The organism is Micromonospora citrea (assembly GCF_900090315.1).
Lineage (GTDB): Bacteria > Actinomycetota > Actinomycetes > Mycobacteriales > Micromonosporaceae > Micromonospora > Micromonospora citrea.
This window is the reverse complement of the sequence record NZ_FMHZ01000002.1, coordinates 1258049-1274992: the sequence shown is the minus strand read 5'-3', so window position 1 is coordinate 1274992 and position 16944 is coordinate 1258049. Positions and strand designations below refer to the sequence as shown.

Here is a 16944-nt window from a genome sequence, read left to right as displayed (position 1 = left end):
CCGGCGCGGTCAGCGCTCGACGTTGCGGTGCTTCGTGCGCAGCTTGAACGGCATCAGGGCGCTCTCGATCTTGGTGGCCGTGGTCATCTTCGACGCGCCGTCGCGCCGCTCCTCGAAGCGGATCGGCACCTCCAGGATGGTGTGCCCCAGCTTCGTGGCGAGGTAGTGCATCTCCACCTGGAAGCTGTAACCGTTGGACTGCACCCGCTCCAGGCCGATGTCCCGCAGGGCGTCCGCCCGCCAGATCTTGAAGCCGGCGGTGAGGTCGCGGATCCGGACCCGCAGCAGCGTGTGCACGTAGAGGTTCGCCCAGCCGCTGAGCGCCCGCCGGTAGAGCGGCCAGTTTTCGTCCAGTTCGCCGCCGGGCACGTAACGGGAGCCGATCACGACGCCGGCCTGGGTGGAGAGCAGCGCGCCGAGCATGCCCGGCAGCGCCTCCGGCGGGTGCGACAGGTCCGCGTCCATCTGCGCCACGTACTCCGCGCCGCCGTCGAGCGCGCGGCCGATCCCGTCCACGTACGCCCGGCCGAGGCCCTCCTTGCCGGCCCGGTGCACGACCTGGATCCGGTCGGGGTGCTCGATGGCCAGTTTGTCCGCCACCTCGCCGGTGCCGTCGGGGGAGTTGTCGTCGGCGACGAGGATCTTCAGGCCCGGCAGCGGCAGGGCCAGGAGCCGCTCGACCAGCACCGGGAGGTTGCCCGCCTCGTTGTAGGTGGGGACCACGACGGTCAGGCGTGCGTCCCGCCAGGGCGCGGGCAGCTGCACGGGTTCGATCATGTCGGACATCCTCGGTCGGCGGACAGGGCTCCCTGAGAGGGTAGCCACTTGCCACATCCGGGTCGAAAAGGCACCCCTTTCCGCCGGTGATCCGGTCCCTGCGGAGGGCTACTACGGTCGTCTCGCCGAGCGGACGCGCCTGCGTCAGCGAAGGCGGCGGGTGAGGGCGCCCAGGGCCAGGGCCAGGCCGGCGAGGGCGGCCCCCGAGACCGCCGGCTTGTGCGTGCCGACCCAGAGGGCGGCCGAGCGGGCGCGGGCCCGGTCGGTGAAGACCCCCTCCGCGCCCCGGTCCCGTTCGTCGTCGCCGGGACGGTCCAGGTTGTCCCGCCAGGCGGCCCGGTCGATCGGGGTGTCGGTCTGCTGGCTGTCGTAGCCGTCGCGGGCCAGCTTCCGTTCGAGCAGGCCGGGCGCGACGATGTCGCCGAGCCGGGCGCGCCAGGTCGGGCCGCCCACGTTCAGCTCGCGCGGGCCGTGGTCGGCCGCCCAGACGATCGCCTTCGCGGCCACCTCCGGCGCGAAGATCGGTGGCACCGGTTGCGGGTGGCGGGGCAGCCGGGTGCGTACCCAGGAGAACTGCGGAGTGTTGATCGCCGGTAGCTGCACCATCGACAGCTTCACCCCCGGGCAGTCGTGCAGCAGTTCCGCCCGCAGCGAGTCGTTGAAACCCTGGATGGCGTGCTTGCTCGCGCAGTACGCCGCCTGGAGCGGGATGCCCCGGTAGGCCAGCGCGGAGCCGACCTGCACGATCGCTCCCCGCCCGCGCGCCCGCATGTGGCGCAGCGCGGCGAGGGTGCCGTGGACGGTGCCGAGGTAGTTGACCTCGGTCACCCGCCGGAACTCCGCGGCCGGGATCTCCCATACCGGGGCGAAGACCGAGACCATGGCGTTGTTCACCCACACGTCGATACCGCCGAACCGGTGCACCACGTCGTCGGCGGCCTGCTGCACCGCGCCGGCGTCGGCCACGTCGACCCGGTAGGTGCGTACCTCCGCCGCGCCCAGTTCCCGGCAGTCCCGTTCGGCGGCGGCCAGGCCGGCCTCGCCCCGGGCGAGCAGGGCGAGCCGGGCGCCCCGCTCGGCGTACCGGCGGGCGACGGCGCGTCCCACCCCGGCGCTCGCCCCGGTCACCACCACGGCCTGCGTCATTCGTCCGCCTTCTGCCGCTTGGCGATGTCCGCCAGCCGGGTCAGGGTCTCCTTGTTGCGCTGGTGCAGCACGAGGTCGTTGACCTTGTTGCGTACCCAGCGCAGCGGGCCGGCGGCGAAGTCCTCGCCGATGCGCACCCGCGTCGCGCCCGCACCCACCTCTTCGAGGGTGAAGACCACGATCGCCTCGCCGGCCGGCCAGAGCCCGGCGCGGATGACCAGTCGGCGCGGGGGCTCGCAGGTGAGCACCGTCGAGGAGTCCTGGAGGGAGAGGGGCCACGGCCCGGCCTTGTGGTGCAGTTGGCTGCCGACCCGGGGCCAGGCGTCGTCCACGTCCCGGACGTGGACGGTGCCGACGACCCAGTCGCTGTACGTCCACCCGTCGGCCAGCACCGCCCAGACCTGCTCCGGCGGAGCTTCGATCACTTTCTCCACAATCGCCACTGCGCCCCCGTACCCCCGACCCGGCCCGGACTAACGGCGCTCGCGGGTTAGCTTCTCCGGGGCGACGGGTAACGCCACCCCGGGCCGGCGTGTCGACGCCGTCGGCCCGTACGCGACGCGGCGGCGCGTTGAAGTTGACGTTTACTCCCCGGGGCGTCGGGAACCCGCCGGCTGTGCGACAGGACCAGGTGGAGCCGGATCAGCGCAGGTCAGCCCGGGTAGCCGGGGCCGACCGGGCCGCGTCCGGACCCGTCCTGTTCGACGCGGTGTTGCTGGATCGGGACGGGACGTTGATCGAGGACGTGCCGTACAACGGTGATCCGGAGAAGGTGCGTGCGGTGCCGGGTGCGCGGGTGGCGTTGGATCGGTTGCGGGCTGCGGGGTTGCGGTTGGCGGTGGTGACGAATCAGTCGGGTCTGGCGCGGGGGTTGTTTTCCGAGGGGCAGTTGCGGGCGGTGCATGCGCGGGTGGAGCGGTTGTTGGGGCGGTTCGACGCGTGGTTGGTGTGTCCGCATGAGGAGGGTGCGGGGTGTGGGTGTCGTAAGCCGGCGCCGGGGTTGGTGTGGGCGGCGGCGCGGGAGTTGGGGACGGTGCCGTCGCGGTGTGTGGTGGTGGGGGACATCGGTCGGGATGTGGTGGCGGCGTCGGCGGCGGGGGCGTCGGGGGTTTTGGTGCCGACGGCGGTGACGCGGGCCGGTGAGGTGGCGGCGGCGGCGCGGGTGGTGGGGGATTTGTCGGGGGCGGTGGCGGAGATTCTGGGTCGGCAGGCGGCGGTGGATCCGGCCAGTTACGGGGGTGTGCGGCGGGGGGTGGGGACGGTGTTGGTGGTGCGGTCGGATTCGGCTGGGGATGTGTTGGTGACGGGTCCGGCGGTGCGGGCGGTGGCGGCGGGTGCGGGGCGGGTGGTGATGTTGTGTGGGCCTCGGGGGCGGGCGGCGGCGGAGTTGTTGCCGGGTGTCGATGAGGTGATCGAGCATCGGTTGCCGTGGATTGATCCGAGTCCGGGGGTGGTTGATCCGGTCGACATGCGGTTGCTCGTGGATCGGTTGGCGGCGGTGGGGGCGGACGAGGCGGTGGTGTTCACCAGTTTCCATCAGTCGCCGTTGCCGTTGGCGTTGTTGTTGCGGTTGGCGGGTGTGTCGCGGGTCAGTGCGATCAGTGACGACTATCCGGGTTCGTTGTTGGACGTGCGGCATCGGGTTCCGGTGGGGGTGCCGGAGCCGGAGCGGGCTCTGTCGTTGGCTGCCGCGGCGGGTTTCGCCCTGGCGCCCGACGACGAACCCGCCCTACGCCTGCGCCCGACGCAGGCGCCCCCGCCGGAGGCCGGCGCGCCGGGCTACGTGGTGGTGCACCCCGGGTCCGCCTCGCAGGCCCGGGGCTGCCCGCCGGAACTGGCCGCCCGGATCGTCCGTGCCCTGGTCGCCGCCGGTCACCGGGTGGTGGTCACGGGCGGACCGGACGAGCGCGAGCTGACCGCCCTCGTCGCCGGGGACACGGCCGTCGACCTCGGCGGCCGGACCGGGCTCGCCGAGCTGGCGGCGACCGTCGCCGGGGCCGCAGCGGTGGTGGTGGGCAACACCGGCCCCGCCCACCTCGCCGCCGCCCAGGACGTTCCCGTGGTCAGCCTCTTCGCGCCGACCGTCCCGTTCGGGCAGTGGGGCCCCTGGCGGGTGCCGACCGTACGGCTCGGCGACGCCGACGCCCCCTGCCGGGACACCCGGGCCGCCCGCTGCCCCGTGCCCGGGCATCCGTGCCTCAGCGGCATCCGGCCGGAGGAGGTCGTCGAGGCGTTGCGGCTGCTCGGGGTGCCCCCGGCGAGCCGACCGGCCCGCGCGGACACCGGCGTGCCGGCGGCGGTCAGCGGCGGGAGCGGCCGATGAACATCCTGCTCTGGCACGTGCACGGCTCCTGGACCACCTCGTTCGTGCACGGCCGACACCGCTACCTGATCCCCGTCACACCCGACCGCGGCCCCTACGGCCTCGGCCGCGCCCGCACCTACCCCTGGCCCGACAACGCCACCGAAGTGACCCCCGACGACCTCGCCACCACCGACATCGACCTGATCATCCTGCAACGCCCCGAAGAACACGACCTCGCCCACCAATGGCTACACCGCCGCCCCGGCCACCACATCCCCACCATCTACGTCGAACACAACACCCCCAAGGACGGCAACGTCCCCCACAGCCGCCACCCCATGGCCGACCGCGACGACCTCCTCATCGCCCACGTCACCCACTTCAACCACCTCTTCTGGGACACCGGCACCACCCGCACCACAGTGATCGACCACGGCATCGTCCCGCCCTCGGCCGAGTACACCGGCGAGCTGGAGCGCCTCGCCGTGGTCATCAACGAGCCGGTACGCCGCTGGCGGGTCACCGGCACCGACCTGCTGCCCCGCTTCGCCGAGATCGCCCCGCTGGACGTCTTCGGGATGAAGGTGGCCGGGCTCGCCGACCACCTGGGCCTGCCGGCCGACCGGCTGGCCAGCCACGACGACGTGCCCCAGCACCTGATGCACGCCGAGCTGGGGCGCCGCCGGGCGTACCTGCACCTGTGCCGGTGGACGTCGCTGGGGCTGAGCCTCATCGAGGCGATGGCCATGGGAATGCCGGTGATCGCGCTGGCCGCCACCGAGGCGGTGATGGCGGTGCCGCCCGGCGGCGGAGCCCTGTCCACCCGGATCGACACCCTGCTGGACGCCGCCCGCCGGTTCGTGGCGGACCCGGCGCAGGCGCGCCGGGCTGGCGCGGAGGCCCGCGCCTTCGCCCGGGACCGCTACGGCCTCGACCGTTTCCTCGCCGACTGGGACCGGCTGCTGGAGGAGGAAGTATGCGCATCGCGATGATCTCGGAGCACGCCAGTCCGCTCGCCATCCTGGGCGGCGAGGACGCCGGCGGTCAGAACACGCATGTCGCCGAGCTCTCCGCCGCGCTCGCGGCCGCCGGACACGACGTGCGGGTCTACACGCGCCGCGACGCGGTGGACCTGCCGGTGACCGTACGCAGCCCGGACGGCTACGACGTGGTGCACGTCCCGGCGGGGCCGGCCGAGCCGGTCGCCAAGGACGCGCTGCTGCCGCACATGAGGGAGTTCAGCCGCTGGCTGGTCGACAGGTGGCGGGGCGGCGACTGGGTGCCCGAGGTGATCCACGCGCACTTCTGGATGAGCGGCCTCGCCGCGCTGGCCGCCAGCCGGCAGACCGGGGTGCCGGTGGTGCAGACGTACCACGCCCTCGGCGCGGTGAAGCGGCGGTACCAGGGCGTGCAGGACACCAGCCCGGCCCGCCGGATCGGCTACGAGCGGGAGCTGGGCCGGTCGGTCGACCGGGTGATCGCACAGTGCCAGGACGAGGTCGGCGAGCTGGTCCGCCTCGGCGTGCCCCGGTCCCGGATGACGGTCGTCCCGTCCGGGGTCAACCTGGGCACGTTCGCCCCGCTCGGGCCGACCGCCGAGAAGGAAGACGGCCGGCCGCGGATCCTCACCGTGGGCCGGCTGGTCGAGCGGAAGGGCTTCCAGACGGTGGTGCGGGCGATGGCGTACGTGCCGGAGGCCGAGTGCGTGGTGGTCGGCGGGCCGCCCGCCGGCCTGCTGGAGACCGACCCGTACGCCCGGCGGCTGCGCGCCCTCGCGGTCAGCTGCGGGGTGGCCGACCGGGTGAAGCTGGTCGGCGCGGTGCCCCGCGAGGAGATGGGCCGCTGGTACCGCTCGGCCGACATCCTGGTGGCCGCCCCCTGGTACGAGCCGTTCGGGCTCACCCCGCTGGAGGCGATGGCGTGCGGGGTCCCCGTGGTCGGCACCGCGGTGGGCGGGATCAAGGACACCGTGGTCGACGGCGTCACCGGCGACCTGGTCCCGGCCCGGGACCCGCGTGCGCTGGGCGCCGCGATAGGGCGGCTCCTCGACGACCGGATCCGCCGCTTCGCGTACGCGACGGCGGCGCGGGAACGGGCGCGGCACCGCTACTCCTGGGCGGCCACGGCGGAGCGGCTGGTCGAGGTCTACGGCGACGTGGCGGCGGTGGGCCGGCCCAGCCGGGTGGTGGCCGGATGACGGCCGGAACGCTGCTCGACGCGCACCTGGCGAACCTGGCCGCGGCGCTGCTGCCCTACCGGCAGCACGAGGAGCTGCTGGCGCGGTGGGGGGAGACCCTGGCCCGCCGGCTGGTCGACGGCGGTCGGCTGCTGGTGGCTGGCAACGGCGGCAGCGCCGCCGAAGCCCAACACCTCACCGCCGAACTCGTCGGCAAACTTCGCGACGACCGCCAACCCCTCTCCGCCATCGCCCTGCACGCCGAAACCAGCGCCCTCACCGCCATCGGCAACGACTACGGCTACGACGAAGTCTTCGCCCGCCAGGTCCGCGCCCACGGCCGCCCCGGCGACATCCTCCTACTCATGTCCACCAGCGGCACCAGCACCAACCTCCTCACCGCCGCCCACGCCGCCCACGACACCGGACTACGAACCTGGGCCCTCACCGGACCCACCCCCAACCCCCTCGCCGACGCCTGCCACGACGTCCTCGCCGTCCCCTCACCCGACAGCCAGGTCGTCCAGGAACTCCACCTCGTCACCAGCCACCTCCTCTGCGAGTACGTCGAGCAGGCCCTGCCGGCCGCGCTCGCCGCGCCGGGGGCGCCGGTGCGGGCGGGGGTCGAGGTGGTGCTCGACGGCGGCTCAGGTCAGCAGGTCGACGCGATGAGGAGGGAAGCGTGACGGGACCCGTGGTGGTGGTCGGCGACACCCTGCTTGACCGTGACGTCGAGGGGGTGGTCAACCGGCTCTGTCCGGACTCGCCCGTGCCGGTGCTGGACGAGACGGCACACGTCGACCGGCCCGGCGGCGCCGGGCTGGCCGCGGTCTTCGCCGCCGCCGCGCGGGGCGCCGAGGTGGTGCTGGTGACCGCGTTGGCGGACGACGCGGGAGGCGCCCGGCTCAGCTCGCTGCTCGACGTCGCCGGCGTGCAGGTGTACGCCCTCGGCCTGCGCGGCGGAACGCCGGAGAAGATCCGGCTGCGCGCCCGGGGTCGGGTGCTGCTGCGCCACGACCGGGGCGGGGCCGCCGGCGAGCCCGGCGAGCCCTCCGACGAGGTGCTGCGGGTGATCGCCCGCGCCTCGGCCGTGCTGGTCAGCGACTACGGCCGGGGCGTGGCCCGGCAGCCCGCGCTGCGGGCGGCCCTTTCCGCGACCCGGGCGCCGGTGGTCTGGGACCCGCATCCGAGGGGTCCGGCGGCGGTGCCGGGGGTACGCCTCGCCACCCCCAACGAGTCCGAGGTGCGGGAGCTGGTCAACGTGCCGCCGGGCGCGACCCGGCTGGCCACCGCGTCCCGGGGCGCGCAGGGGCTGCGCCAGCGCTGGCGGGCCGGCGCGGTCGCGGTGACCCTGGGCGGGGACGGCGCGCTGCTCTGCCGCGCCGGCTCGACCCCGCTGGTGGTCTCCGCCCCGACCACCGCCGAGGGGGACACCTGCGGGGCCGGCGACCGGTTCGCCGCCACCGCCAGCCTGGCCCTCGCCCGGGGCGCGTTGGTCTCGGAGGCGGTGCAGGAGGCGGTGGCCGAGGCGTCGGCGTACGTGGCCGACGGGGGAGTGGCGACGGCGCTGCCGCCGGCGCGCCCGCTGCCGCCCACGGTGTCCGGCCCGGGCGGGGAACGCGTCGGCGTGGCCGCCGCCGCCGCGGTGGTGTCGGCGGTACGCGCGGCCGGCGGCACGGTCGTGGCCACCGGCGGCTGCTTCGACCTGCTGCACGCCGGGCACGTGGCGACGTTGCAGGCCGCCCGGCAGCTCGGCGACTGCCTCGTCGTCTGCCTCAACTCGGACGCCAGTGTGACCGGGCTGAAGGGCCCGGACCGGCCGGTCATCCCGCAGGGCGACCGGGCGCGGCTGCTCGCGGCGCTGGGCTGCGTCGACGCGGTCATGATCTTCGACGAGTCCACCCCGCACGCGGCGCTGTCCTGGCTGCGGCCCGACGTCTGGGTCAAGGGCGGCGACTACGCCGGCGAGGGCGGTGAGCCGGCGCTGCCGGAGGCGGACCTGCTGCGCCGCTGGGGCGGACACACCGTGGTGGTGCCCTACCTGGACGGGCGCTCGACCACCCGGCTGATCGCCGCCGCCCGCGCGGCCGGCGCCGGCCCGGTCGGCGGCGCGCCCCCGCTCACCGACACCGTGCCGCCGGCCTGCCCGCCGCCCGGTGCCACGCCGGCGCAGCTCCCGACCACGACGGAGGGCACCCGATGAGCGGCGCGGCGCCCGGCGCGGGGCAGACGGTGCTGGTCACCGGCGGCGCGAGCGGCCTGGGTGCCGCCGTGGTCGCGGCCGTGGCCCGGGCCGGCGGCCGGCCGCTGGTGCTGGACCGGCAGCCGCCCGCCGACGGGGTGCCCTGGATCGAGTGCGACCTGGCCGACACCCGGGCCGCCGAGGCGGCCACCCGGCAGCTCGCCGAGCGCTCCGGTGGGCTGGACGCGGTGGTCACGGCGGCGGGGGTGGACGTGCCGGGCCGGCTGGCGGACCTCCCCGGCGAGACGTGGGACCGGATCGTGACGGTGGACCTGCTCGCCACGGCGGCCGTCGTCCGGGCCGCGCTGCCCTTCCTGGAGAGCTCGCGGGGCAGCATCGTCACGGTGGCGTCCACGCTGGGGGTCAAGGCAGTCAGCGACGCCACCGCCTACTGCGCCGCCAAGTTCGGCGTCGTCGGCTTCACCCGCGCCCTCGCCGCCGAACTCGCCGGCACCATCAACGTCACCCTCCTCATCCCCGGCGGCATGCACACCCACTTCTTCGACGACCGCGACCCGGCATACAAACCCGGACCCGACGCCAACCTCAACAACCCCGCCGACACCGCCAACGCCATCATGTTCGCCCTCACCCAACCCACCGGCTGCGCCGTCCGCGAAATGATCGTCTGCCACGAACAAGAAACCTCCTACCCGTGATCCTCACCCTCCGCGCCCTCGGCGTCGGCGACCTCACCACCGCCACCCCCGCCCTGCGCGCCCTACGCACCACCCACCCCCACGAAGAACTCGCCCTCGCCGCACCCCACTGGCTCACCCCACTGGTCGACCTCATCGGCGGCATCGACACACTCCTCGACACCCCCGGCCTCGGCCCCCTCCCCTGGACCGGCCCACCCCCACACCTCGCCGTCAACCTCCACGGCCACGGCCCCCAGTCCCACCACATGCTCGCCCACACCCGACCCGACCGACTCCTCGCCTACACCAACCCCGACGCCGGCCACCACGACGGACCACACTGGCGAGACGACGAACACGAAATCCACCGCTGGTGCCGACTACTCAACTGGTACGACATCCCCACCGACCCCACCGACCTCACCCTCCACCGACCACCGGCGGACGGGCTGCCGACCGGAGTGAGCATCGTCCACCCCGGCTCCAAGATCGTTGCCAAGCGCTGGCCGGCGGAGCGCTTCGCCGCGCTGGCTCGCGAGCTGGTCCGCCGGGGGCACCGGGTGGTCCTCACCGGCAGCGCGGACGAGCGCGCCCTCGCCGAGCGCGTCGCGTCCGAGGCGGGGCTGCCCCGGGAGGCGGTGCTCGCCGGCCGGACGGGGCTGGCCGGGCTGGCGGCCCTGGTCGCGTACGCCCGGCTGGTGGTCTGCGGGGACACCGGCGTGGCGCACCTGGCCACCGGCTACGGCACTCCCTCCGTGGTGCTCTTCGGCCCGGTCTCGCCGGCGCGGTGGGGGCCGCCGCCGGACCGCCCCTGGCACCGGGCGCTGTGGGCCGGCCCACGGGGTTGGCCGAGGTGGGAGGGGTAGGAACCCATCCGACGTTGGCGGCCATCCGGGTGGAGCAGGTGTTGGCCGCCGTGGACGAGGTGGAACGGGCGGTGCGGGTTTCCGGTGCGGTTGCGGCGCAGTGATCCGGGCAGGCCGGGGTACGGGCGACGCCGGCGCGGCAAGGGCTGGCTCTTCCTCGACCCGGCCGGCGAGCCGGTCCGCGACCCGAACGAGTCGGGCCGGCTGCGCGAGCTGGTGATCCCGCCCGCGTGGCGGGACGTGTGGATCTGTCCGTACCCGAACGGGCACATCCAGGCCACCGGCGTGGACGCGGCCGGACGCAAGCAGTACCTCTACCACCCCGAGTGGCGCCGCAAGCGCGACGAGGCGAAGTTCGACCACGTGCTGGAGGTGGCCCGCCGGCTGCCGGTGTTGCGCGAGCGGGTCGGGCGCGACCTGGCGGGTCGGGGCCTGAACCGCGACCGGGTGCTGGCCACGGTGACCCGGCTGCTGGACATGGGCATGTTCCGCGTCGGCAACGACCAGTACGCCGTCGGCGACGACGCGACCTTCGGGGTGTCGACGCTGCGTCCGGAGCACGCCCGGTCCCGGGGCGGCTGCGTGGTGTTCGAGTTTCCCGCCAAGGGTGGTATCGAGCAGGTGCGCCGGATCGAGGACCCGGAGCTGTGCCGGGTGCTGACCAACCTGCGCCGCCGGCGCCGCGCGGCCGACCGGCTGTTCGGCTACTGGGACGGCAGCGACTGGCGCGACGTACGCAGCGACGAGGTCAACGACTACCTGCGCGACGCCAGCGGCGGGGAGATGACCGCGAAGGACTTCCGGACCTGGCACGCCACCGTCCTGGCGGCCACCCAGCTCGCGACCACCGGCTCGGCGCGCTCGGCGACCGCCCGCAAGCGGGCCGTCGCCGCGGTGATGCGCGAGGTCGCCGAGTTGCTCGGCAACACCCCGACCGTGGCGCGCACGTCCTATGTCGATCCGCGCGTGGTCGACCTCTACCACGACGGCGTGGTGGCCCCGGTCGACGGGCGGGCCTCCCGGGAGCAGGCCGAGCGGGTCGTGCTGGAGCTGCTGGAGGACGCCTGACCGGCCCCGTCGGCGGTCCTGGGGGAGAGTGCGACGGGGCCGGGGTTCGGGACGTTCCCGGGTGGTCACCGGGCGACCGCCCGCCGCCTGCGCGGCGGCGGGCGCTTCGCCACGGCCCCCGTTGGCGGCCCGATCCCGTCGTCGCCACCGGCTCGGAGGGATCGGCCGCTTCGGATGTCAGTCTGCCCTGACCGGGTTGACCGTGGACGCCGTCGAGTTGACTTTGCGTGCCAGCTCGGCGTGGCCGGCGCGCCACGCTTGCGGGGTCAGGCCGTGGACGGACCGGAAGACCCGGCTGAAGTGCGCCTTGTCGGGAAACCCCCAGCGCGCCGCGATCGCCTGGATCGGATGGTGGCGCAGGCCAGGGTCGGCCAGGTCGTGGCGGCACCGCGCCAGCCGCAGGTCCCGGATGTACGACGCGACCGTCGACTCCTCGGCCTCGAAGAGCCGGTGCAGGCTGCGCAGCGAGATGTGGTGCGCGTCCGCCACCACCTGCGGGCTCAGCGTGGCGTCGCCGAGGCGTCGCTGGATGTAGCCCTGGATCTGGGTCACCAGGGCGCGCCGGCGCACCTCGGCGGGGACGGCGTCCTCGGCCACCAGGTGCCGGCCGAGCATGGTGGACGCCAGATCCAGCGCGACGGTGCCGAGCCGGCCGGCGTCGGCGGCGTGGTACTGCTCGGGGTGGTTGGCCACCTGGACGAGGAACTGCGCGAGCAGCGCGCCGATCCCCTCGGTGCCCGACATCCGGCCGCCCAGCAGTGGCGTCAGCCGGTCGGGCGGCAGCGGCAGCACGGCGTGCGGGATGAGCGCCACCACGGAGCGGGCCAACTGGTGGCCGTCGTCGTCGCCGAGGTGCCGGACGCCGTGCGGGCGCGAGCCGTCGTAGAAGGTGAACTCGCCGGGCCCCAGCAGGCTGCTCCGGCCGGCCTGGCTCGCCACGCCGTCGCCGTTGACGGTCAGCGCCAGCGTGTAGATCTCCGGATCCGACTGGCGCACCAGTTTCGGCGTCCGCACGCCGTCCAGCGACGGGTAGCGGTAGTTGACGACCTGCACCGGGCCGAGCTCGATGATCTCGGCCTGGGCGGTGAAGTCGTGCGCGTGCTCCGTGCGGATCCGCAGCGGGGACGCCGTACGGGCCACCACGTCGAGCCACATGTCGAAGCGCTCGGCCGGCGGAACCTGCTCGGTGTCGATGGTGGTCCGCCGCAGCATGCCCGCCCCCGTCCGTCGCTCCCGCACCGGTGGCCATTGTCCACGGTGGTGGTCACGGGCGCGGGTGCGCCTGCGTCTCCCGGTACGCCTGCGGGCCGGTCCCGTACGCGGCGCGGAAGGCCCGGCTGAAGTGGGCCGCGTCGGTGAAGCCCCAGCGGCGCGCGACCCGAGCCACCGGATGGTGCCGCAGCAGCGGATCGCCGAGGTCGCGCCGGCACCGGTCGAGCCGGCGCCGCCGGATCAGCCCGGCCACGGTCTCCTCCTCGGCCGCGAAGAGCCGGTGCAGCGTGCGGAGGGAGACGTGGTGGGCGTCGGCAACGGCCTGCGGGCCGAGTTCCGGGTCGGCGAGGTGCCGCTCGACAAAGGCCCGGACCTGGCTGAGCAGCGCCTGCCGGCGTACCTCCCCGGGGAGTCGGTCCTCCGCGTCGAGCCAGGTGGCGAGCGTCATCGAGACGAGGCTGAGCGTGATCTCCGCCAGCTTCGGCCCGTGGGCGGCGGGGAACTGTTCCGGATACCGGGTGATGTGGTGCAGGTGCTGTGCCAGCAGCGCGCCCGGGCCCTCCAGCCCGGAGATCGTGCCGGCGGTGAGCCGGTCGACCCGGTCGGTGTCGAGCGGCAGCAGCGTCCGGGGGATGACCGCGGTGACCGATGCGGCCGGGCGGTTCCCCTCCTGCTCGCCGGCGTGCGTGAGGTCGTGCGGCCGGCTCCAGTCGATCAGGGTGAAGTGGCCGACCGGGATGGCGGACTCGCGGCGGCGGGCGCTGATCGCGCTGGCGCCGGCGAGTGTCAGGGCGAGCTGGTAGACCTCCGGGTCGCCCTGGCGGATCATCCGGGGCGTGCGGCGGCCCGCCAGCGACTGGTAGCGGAACCGGGTCAGCTCGATGCCGCCCAGCCGGACCATCCGGGCGCACCCCTGGAAGTCGTGGGCGTGGTCGCTGGTGAGGGCGATGGGGGCGGCGACCCGGGCGGCCATGTCGACCCACAGCGGAAACCGGTCGGCCGGGGGCACCCCGGTGGTGTCCATCACCTCGACCCGAAGCGGCGTCATGTCTCACCCCCCATCGGTCGTCGCGGGCCATTGTCGGCGACGCGGCGGGCCCTGGCCAGGGGGATCCGCGGTCAGCCCGCCGCCGCGCGGTCGCGGATCAGCGCCTCGACGCCGTCGAGGATCCGGTCGAGGCCGAACCGCCACTCCGCGTCGACCTCCCCGTCCGACTCCATCCCGGCGTCCGCCAGCAGCTCCCGGATGGCGGGGTAGGGGCCGTGCCGGGTCAGCCGGGCGAGCTGCTGCCAGTACCGCGCGCCGACGTCGTCCGGGCTGAGCTGTTCGTTCGCTGCCGCCTCGGTCATGTCGGCGGTGAGCGTGGCCCAGTACCGGGCGTACCCGTCGACCAGCAGGATGGTCGAGAGCCGCTCGGTGCCGCGCAGGCCGGTGCCGCGCAGGGCGGCGAGCCCCTGCTCCATCCAGCGGACCCCGTTGGGGCCCATCGGCGGGCCGCTGACCGGCACCTGCCGGATCCAGGGGTGGCGGCGGATCGCCGTCACGGTGCCGTACGCCCAGCGGGCGATGGCCGGCCGCCAGCCCTCGTCCGGGGCGCGCGGCGTGGGTGGCTCCCCGTACGCGGCGTCGGCCATGAGTGTCAGCAGGTCGTTCTTGGCCGAGACGTAGCGGTAGAGCGACATGGTGGCCATGCCCAGCTCGCCGGCGACCCGGCTCATCGACACCGCCGCCAGCCCGTCGGCCTCTGCCACCCGGATGCCGGCGGCCACCACCTGTTCGATGGTGAGGCTGCGCCGAGGGCCCTTGCCGGGGCGTTCCCGCAGGCCCCAGGCGAGCTCGATGCTCTCCGGCAGCTCGACGTCGGCGTCGCTCATTCACACCCCCGTGCCTGTCCTTGACGGTCATCCTAGCTTCTGCGTATGGTATACGCAGAACAGCGTATGCTATACGCAGAAGGCGGAGGGTGCGCGGTGACGGAGACAGCAGCGGTGGAGACCGTCGACCTCGGCAAGCGCTTCGGCGGGGTGGCGGTGCTCGACGGACTGACCATGCGGGTGGCCCGGGGCAGCGTGTACGCGCTGCTCGGCCCCAACGGGGCCGGCAAGACCACGACCGTGCGGATCCTGGCCACGCTCGCCGTGCCCGACGGGGGCGTGGCCCGGGTCAACGGCCACGACGTGGTCCGCGACCGGCGTCGGGTGCGGCGGTCGATCAGCCTCGCCGGCCAGCACGCGGCGCTCGACGACCAGCAGACCGGCTCGGAGAACCTGCGCATGATGGGCCGGCTGGTCGGGCTGTCCCCGGCCGCCGCCCGGCGGCGCAGCGCGGACCTCCTGGAGCGCTTCGACCTGGCGGCCGCGGGCGGGCGGCGGGTGGTGACCTACTCCGGCGGCATGCGCCGCCGGCTCGACCTCGCGGCCAGCCTGCTCGGCGAGCCGTCCGTGATCTTCCTCGACGAGCCGACGACCGGCCTCGACCCGCGCAGCCGGCAGAGCCTGTGGGAGGTGGTCGCCGAGCTGGCCGGGGCGGGGGTGACCGTGCTGCTCACCACGCAGTACCTGGAGGAGGCCGACCGGCTCGCCGACCGGATCGCCGTGCTGCACGGCGGCCGGCTGGCCGCCGAGGGGAGCGCGGGCGAGCTCAAGCGCCGCTTCGGCGCCCACCGCCTCGAGCTGACGATGCGCGACGCGCGGAGCTTCGCCGAGGCGGCGCGCCGGCTCGGCGACCGGGTCACGCACCGGGAGCCGGACCGGCTGGAGCTGGCGGTGGGCACCGGCGGCGACGCGGCGGAGATCCGCCGCCTGCTCGACCAGGCCGACCCCGACCGGCGGGGCCTCGCCCGCTTCGTCGTCCGCGAGGCGACCCTCGACGACGTCTTCCTCACCCTCACCGGCGACCCGGTGACCGCCCACCGGGAGGTGGCCCGTGTCTGAGCTGACCCTGCGACCGACCCGCGCCGGCGAGGCGCTCGTCATGGTGGCGCGTTGCCTGCGGCTGTCCCGCCGCAACGTCGACGCGCTGCTCACGTCGCTGCTGCTGCCGGTGCTGCTGATGCTGCTCTTCGTCTACCTGTTCGGCGGCGCGATCGACACCGGCACCCGGTACGTCACCTACGTGGTGCCCGGCGTCCTGCTGCTCTGCGCCAGCTTCGGCGCGGCCACCACCGCCGTCAGCGTGACCACCGACCTGACCAACGGCGTCATCGAGCGGTTTCGCACGATGGACGTCAGCGCCACCGCGATCCTCGGCGGGCACGTCGCCGCCAGCATCGCCCGCAACACCGTCTCCACGGTGCTGGTGCTCGCCGTCGCCGTCGGCATCGGCTTCCGCCCGGCCGTGGACCCGCTCCGCTGGCTGGGCGCGTTCGGGGTGCTGCTGCTCTTCCTGCTCGCCGCGTCCTGGCTGTCGGCGGCGTTCGGCCTGCTGGCCCGCACCCCGGAGGCCGCCAGCGGATTCACCTTCCTGGCGATGTTCCTGCCCTATCCGAGCAGCGCGTTCGTGCCGGTGGAGACGATGCCGAGCTGGCTCCACGGCTTCGCCGACCACCAGCCCGTCACGCCCGTCATCGAGACGCTGCGCGCCCTGCTGCTGGACACCCCGACGGGCGCGGCGCCGACCCTCGCCGTGGCCTGGTGCCTGGGCATCCTGGCCGTCTCGGTGCCGCTGACGGCCGTGCTGTTCCGCCGCCGCGTGGCCTGACGGCCGTGCTATCCCGCCGCCGCGCGGCCCGACCGCCGTGCTGTTCCGCCGCCGCGCGGCCCGACCGCACGGTTCCGGCCACGGGCCGGGCCACCAGCGCAGAGGGTGCGTCGCCTGCCACGGTCGCGGCGCCGCCGGCGCCGCCGGCCACCATCGGCCCGGCGGTGCCAGGCCGCACCCATCCCCGCCCCCGCCCGGACACGCGACGGCGGCACCGGACCACGCCCGGCGCCGCCGTCGTCGTGTCAGTCGTTGAGCACCTGGGAGAGCCGGTCGCGGAAGCGCCGCTCCGAGTCGCTGACCACGTCCCCGCCGAGGCCGAGGATGCCACCGCTGGACGCCGCGCCCACCACCTGCTCGGCGATGTCCACCAGCCAGTGCTTGTAGGCGCCGGCCTCGCCCTCGTCCACCCTGGCGGCCAGCAGCGCCGCCGCCTCCTTGGCCCGGCCGAGCACGTCCTCCAGGTAGGCCCGCGGCTCCGACGGTGCGATGACCGGCAGCTCCTCGCCGGCCTCGGGGTCGCCCACCCGCGAGACGATCTCCCCGGCCACGGCGGCGACCAGCGGACTGGCCGACTCCCGGCCCGCGGCGATGGTCTCCAACCCGGCCGCGTTCTCCGCCATGGTGCGCCGGGTGCCGTCGGACTCGGCGGCGCTCGCCGCGGTCAGCACCGACTGCGGCAGGCCGACCAGCAGCCCCCACTCCTCGTCGGAGAAACCGAATCCGGTGTACGCCGGCTGCTCGATCACGGCAACGCCCCTTCCCGCACTGAAACGCTCGTCGTCCACGGCCCCGCCAGCGGAGCCCGGCT

The 16944-nt window shown here is 74.7% G+C and carries 16 protein-coding genes and 1 pseudogene; 10 read left to right on the top strand and 7 right to left on the bottom strand.

What is annotated here, in order from left to right; all coding sequences use genetic code 11:
* Positions 1-9: 9 nt before the first annotated feature.
* From GA0070606_RS06010 to GA0070606_RS06000, 3 genes are all read right to left on the bottom strand, one after another.
* Positions 10-777, bottom strand: a complete 768-nt coding sequence (locus tag GA0070606_RS06010; protein WP_091095806.1) for a polyprenol monophosphomannose synthase — start codon at positions 775-777, stop codon at positions 10-12.
* A gap of 144 nt (positions 778-921) precedes the next feature.
* Entirely contained in the window at positions 922-1923 is a 1002-nt protein-coding gene (locus tag GA0070606_RS06005; protein WP_091095804.1) for an SDR family oxidoreductase, read from the bottom strand.
* Positions 1920-2348 carry an SRPBCC family protein gene (locus tag GA0070606_RS06000; RefSeq protein WP_342672163.1) on the bottom strand — a complete coding sequence of 143 codons (429 nt, stop codon included), beginning with the start codon at positions 2346-2348 and terminating at the stop codon, positions 1920-1922. Before GA0070606_RS06000 ends, GA0070606_RS06005 begins: the two co-directional genes overlap by 4 nt.
* A 284-nt stretch (positions 2349-2632) precedes the next feature.
* Between GA0070606_RS06000 and GA0070606_RS05995 the strand changes: the two genes are divergently transcribed.
* From GA0070606_RS05995 to GA0070606_RS05960, 8 genes and pseudogenes are all read left to right on the top strand, one after another.
* Entirely contained in the window at positions 2633-4246 is a 1614-nt protein-coding gene (locus tag GA0070606_RS05995; protein WP_176737516.1) for an HAD-IIIA family hydrolase, read from the top strand.
* Complete coding sequence (locus tag GA0070606_RS05990) at positions 4243-5220, top strand: glycosyltransferase (protein WP_091095799.1); 978 nt, start codon at positions 4243-4245, stop codon at positions 5218-5220. The genes GA0070606_RS05995 and GA0070606_RS05990 overlap by 4 nt, the downstream gene beginning before the upstream one ends.
* Entirely contained in the window at positions 5205-6425 is a 1221-nt protein-coding gene (locus GA0070606_RS05985) for a glycosyltransferase (RefSeq protein ID WP_091095797.1), read from the top strand. Before GA0070606_RS05990 ends, GA0070606_RS05985 begins: the two co-directional genes overlap by 16 nt.
* The gene (locus tag GA0070606_RS05980; protein ID WP_091095795.1) at positions 6422-7090 is read left to right on the top strand and encodes a D-sedoheptulose-7-phosphate isomerase; all 669 of its coding nucleotides are present in this window, start codon (positions 6422-6424) and stop codon (positions 7088-7090) included. Before GA0070606_RS05985 ends, GA0070606_RS05980 begins: the two co-directional genes overlap by 4 nt.
* Complete coding sequence (locus tag GA0070606_RS05975) at positions 7087-8607, top strand: PfkB family carbohydrate kinase (RefSeq protein ID WP_091095792.1); 1521 nt, start codon at positions 7087-7089, stop codon at positions 8605-8607. Before GA0070606_RS05980 ends, GA0070606_RS05975 begins: the two co-directional genes overlap by 4 nt.
* Positions 8604-9305, top strand: coding sequence for an SDR family oxidoreductase (locus tag GA0070606_RS05970; protein ID WP_091095790.1), 702 nt, complete (start codon positions 8604-8606; stop codon positions 9303-9305). Before GA0070606_RS05975 ends, GA0070606_RS05970 begins: the two co-directional genes overlap by 4 nt.
* Positions 9302-10257 (top strand): annotated as a pseudogene (locus GA0070606_RS05965) (glycosyltransferase family 9 protein). Before GA0070606_RS05970 ends, GA0070606_RS05965 begins: the two are co-directional and overlap by 4 nt.
* On the top strand, positions 10238-11221 hold the full coding sequence (locus GA0070606_RS05960; protein ID WP_091095788.1) for a DNA topoisomerase IB: 984 nt from the start codon (positions 10238-10240) through the stop codon (positions 11219-11221). Before GA0070606_RS05965 ends, GA0070606_RS05960 begins: the two are co-directional and overlap by 20 nt.
* Positions 11222-11398: 177 nt before the next feature.
* Here the strand turns inward: GA0070606_RS05960 and GA0070606_RS05955 are convergent, their stop codons facing one another.
* The 3 genes from GA0070606_RS05955 to GA0070606_RS05945 form a co-directional block, all read right to left on the bottom strand.
* Positions 11399-12460 (bottom strand): AraC-like ligand-binding domain-containing protein, encoded by a 1062-nt coding sequence (locus tag GA0070606_RS05955; RefSeq protein WP_245724579.1) that lies wholly within the window; start codon positions 12458-12460, stop codon positions 11399-11401.
* 25 nt (positions 12461-12485) lie between these two features.
* Positions 12486-13481 carry an AraC-like ligand-binding domain-containing protein gene (locus GA0070606_RS05950; RefSeq protein WP_091095784.1) on the bottom strand — a complete coding sequence of 332 codons (996 nt, stop codon included), beginning with the start codon at positions 13479-13481 and terminating at the stop codon, positions 12486-12488.
* A gap of 71 nt (positions 13482-13552) precedes the next feature.
* Positions 13553-14308, bottom strand: a complete 756-nt coding sequence (locus GA0070606_RS05945) for a TetR/AcrR family transcriptional regulator (RefSeq protein ID WP_091095782.1) — start codon at positions 14306-14308, stop codon at positions 13553-13555.
* A gap of 96 nt (positions 14309-14404) precedes the next feature.
* Between GA0070606_RS05945 and GA0070606_RS05940 the strand changes: the two genes are divergently transcribed.
* Both GA0070606_RS05940 and GA0070606_RS05935 read left to right on the top strand, forming a co-directional pair.
* Positions 14405-15367, top strand: a complete 963-nt coding sequence (locus tag GA0070606_RS05940; protein ID WP_245724578.1) for an ATP-binding cassette domain-containing protein — start codon at positions 14405-14407, stop codon at positions 15365-15367.
* Entirely contained in the window at positions 15360-16133 is a 774-nt protein-coding gene (locus GA0070606_RS05935; protein WP_218105988.1) for an ABC transporter permease, read from the top strand. Before GA0070606_RS05940 ends, GA0070606_RS05935 begins: the two co-directional genes overlap by 8 nt.
* 245 nt (positions 16134-16378) lie before the next feature.
* On the opposite strand, the gene GA0070606_RS05930 is transcribed toward GA0070606_RS05935, so the two are convergent.
* Positions 16379-16882, bottom strand: coding sequence for a hypothetical protein (locus tag GA0070606_RS05930; RefSeq protein ID WP_091095778.1), 504 nt, complete (start codon positions 16880-16882; stop codon positions 16379-16381).
* Between the last annotated feature and the right edge of the window lie 62 nt (positions 16883-16944).

Coding starts and splice junctions, on each gene's coding strand:
- GA0070606_RS06010 (WP_091095806.1), bottom strand. CDS start 777: ATGATCGAACCCGTGCAGCTGCCCGCGCCCTGGCGGGACGCACGCCTG.
- GA0070606_RS06005 (WP_091095804.1), bottom strand. CDS start 1,923: ATGACGCAGGCCGTGGTGGTGACCGGGGCGAGCGCCGGGGTGGGACGC.
- GA0070606_RS05990 (WP_091095799.1), top strand. CDS start 4,243: ATGAACATCCTGCTCTGGCACGTGCACGGCTCCTGGACCACCTCGTTC.
- GA0070606_RS05985 (WP_091095797.1), top strand. CDS start 5,205: ATGCGCATCGCGATGATCTCGGAGCACGCCAGTCCGCTCGCCATCCTG.
- GA0070606_RS05980 (WP_091095795.1), top strand. CDS start 6,422: ATGACGGCCGGAACGCTGCTCGACGCGCACCTGGCGAACCTGGCCGCG.
- GA0070606_RS05970 (WP_091095790.1), top strand. CDS start 8,604: ATGAGCGGCGCGGCGCCCGGCGCGGGGCAGACGGTGCTGGTCACCGGC.
- GA0070606_RS05950 (WP_091095784.1), bottom strand. CDS start 13,481: ATGACGCCGCTTCGGGTCGAGGTGATGGACACCACCGGGGTGCCCCCG.
- GA0070606_RS05945 (WP_091095782.1), bottom strand. CDS start 14,308: ATGAGCGACGCCGACGTCGAGCTGCCGGAGAGCATCGAGCTCGCCTGG.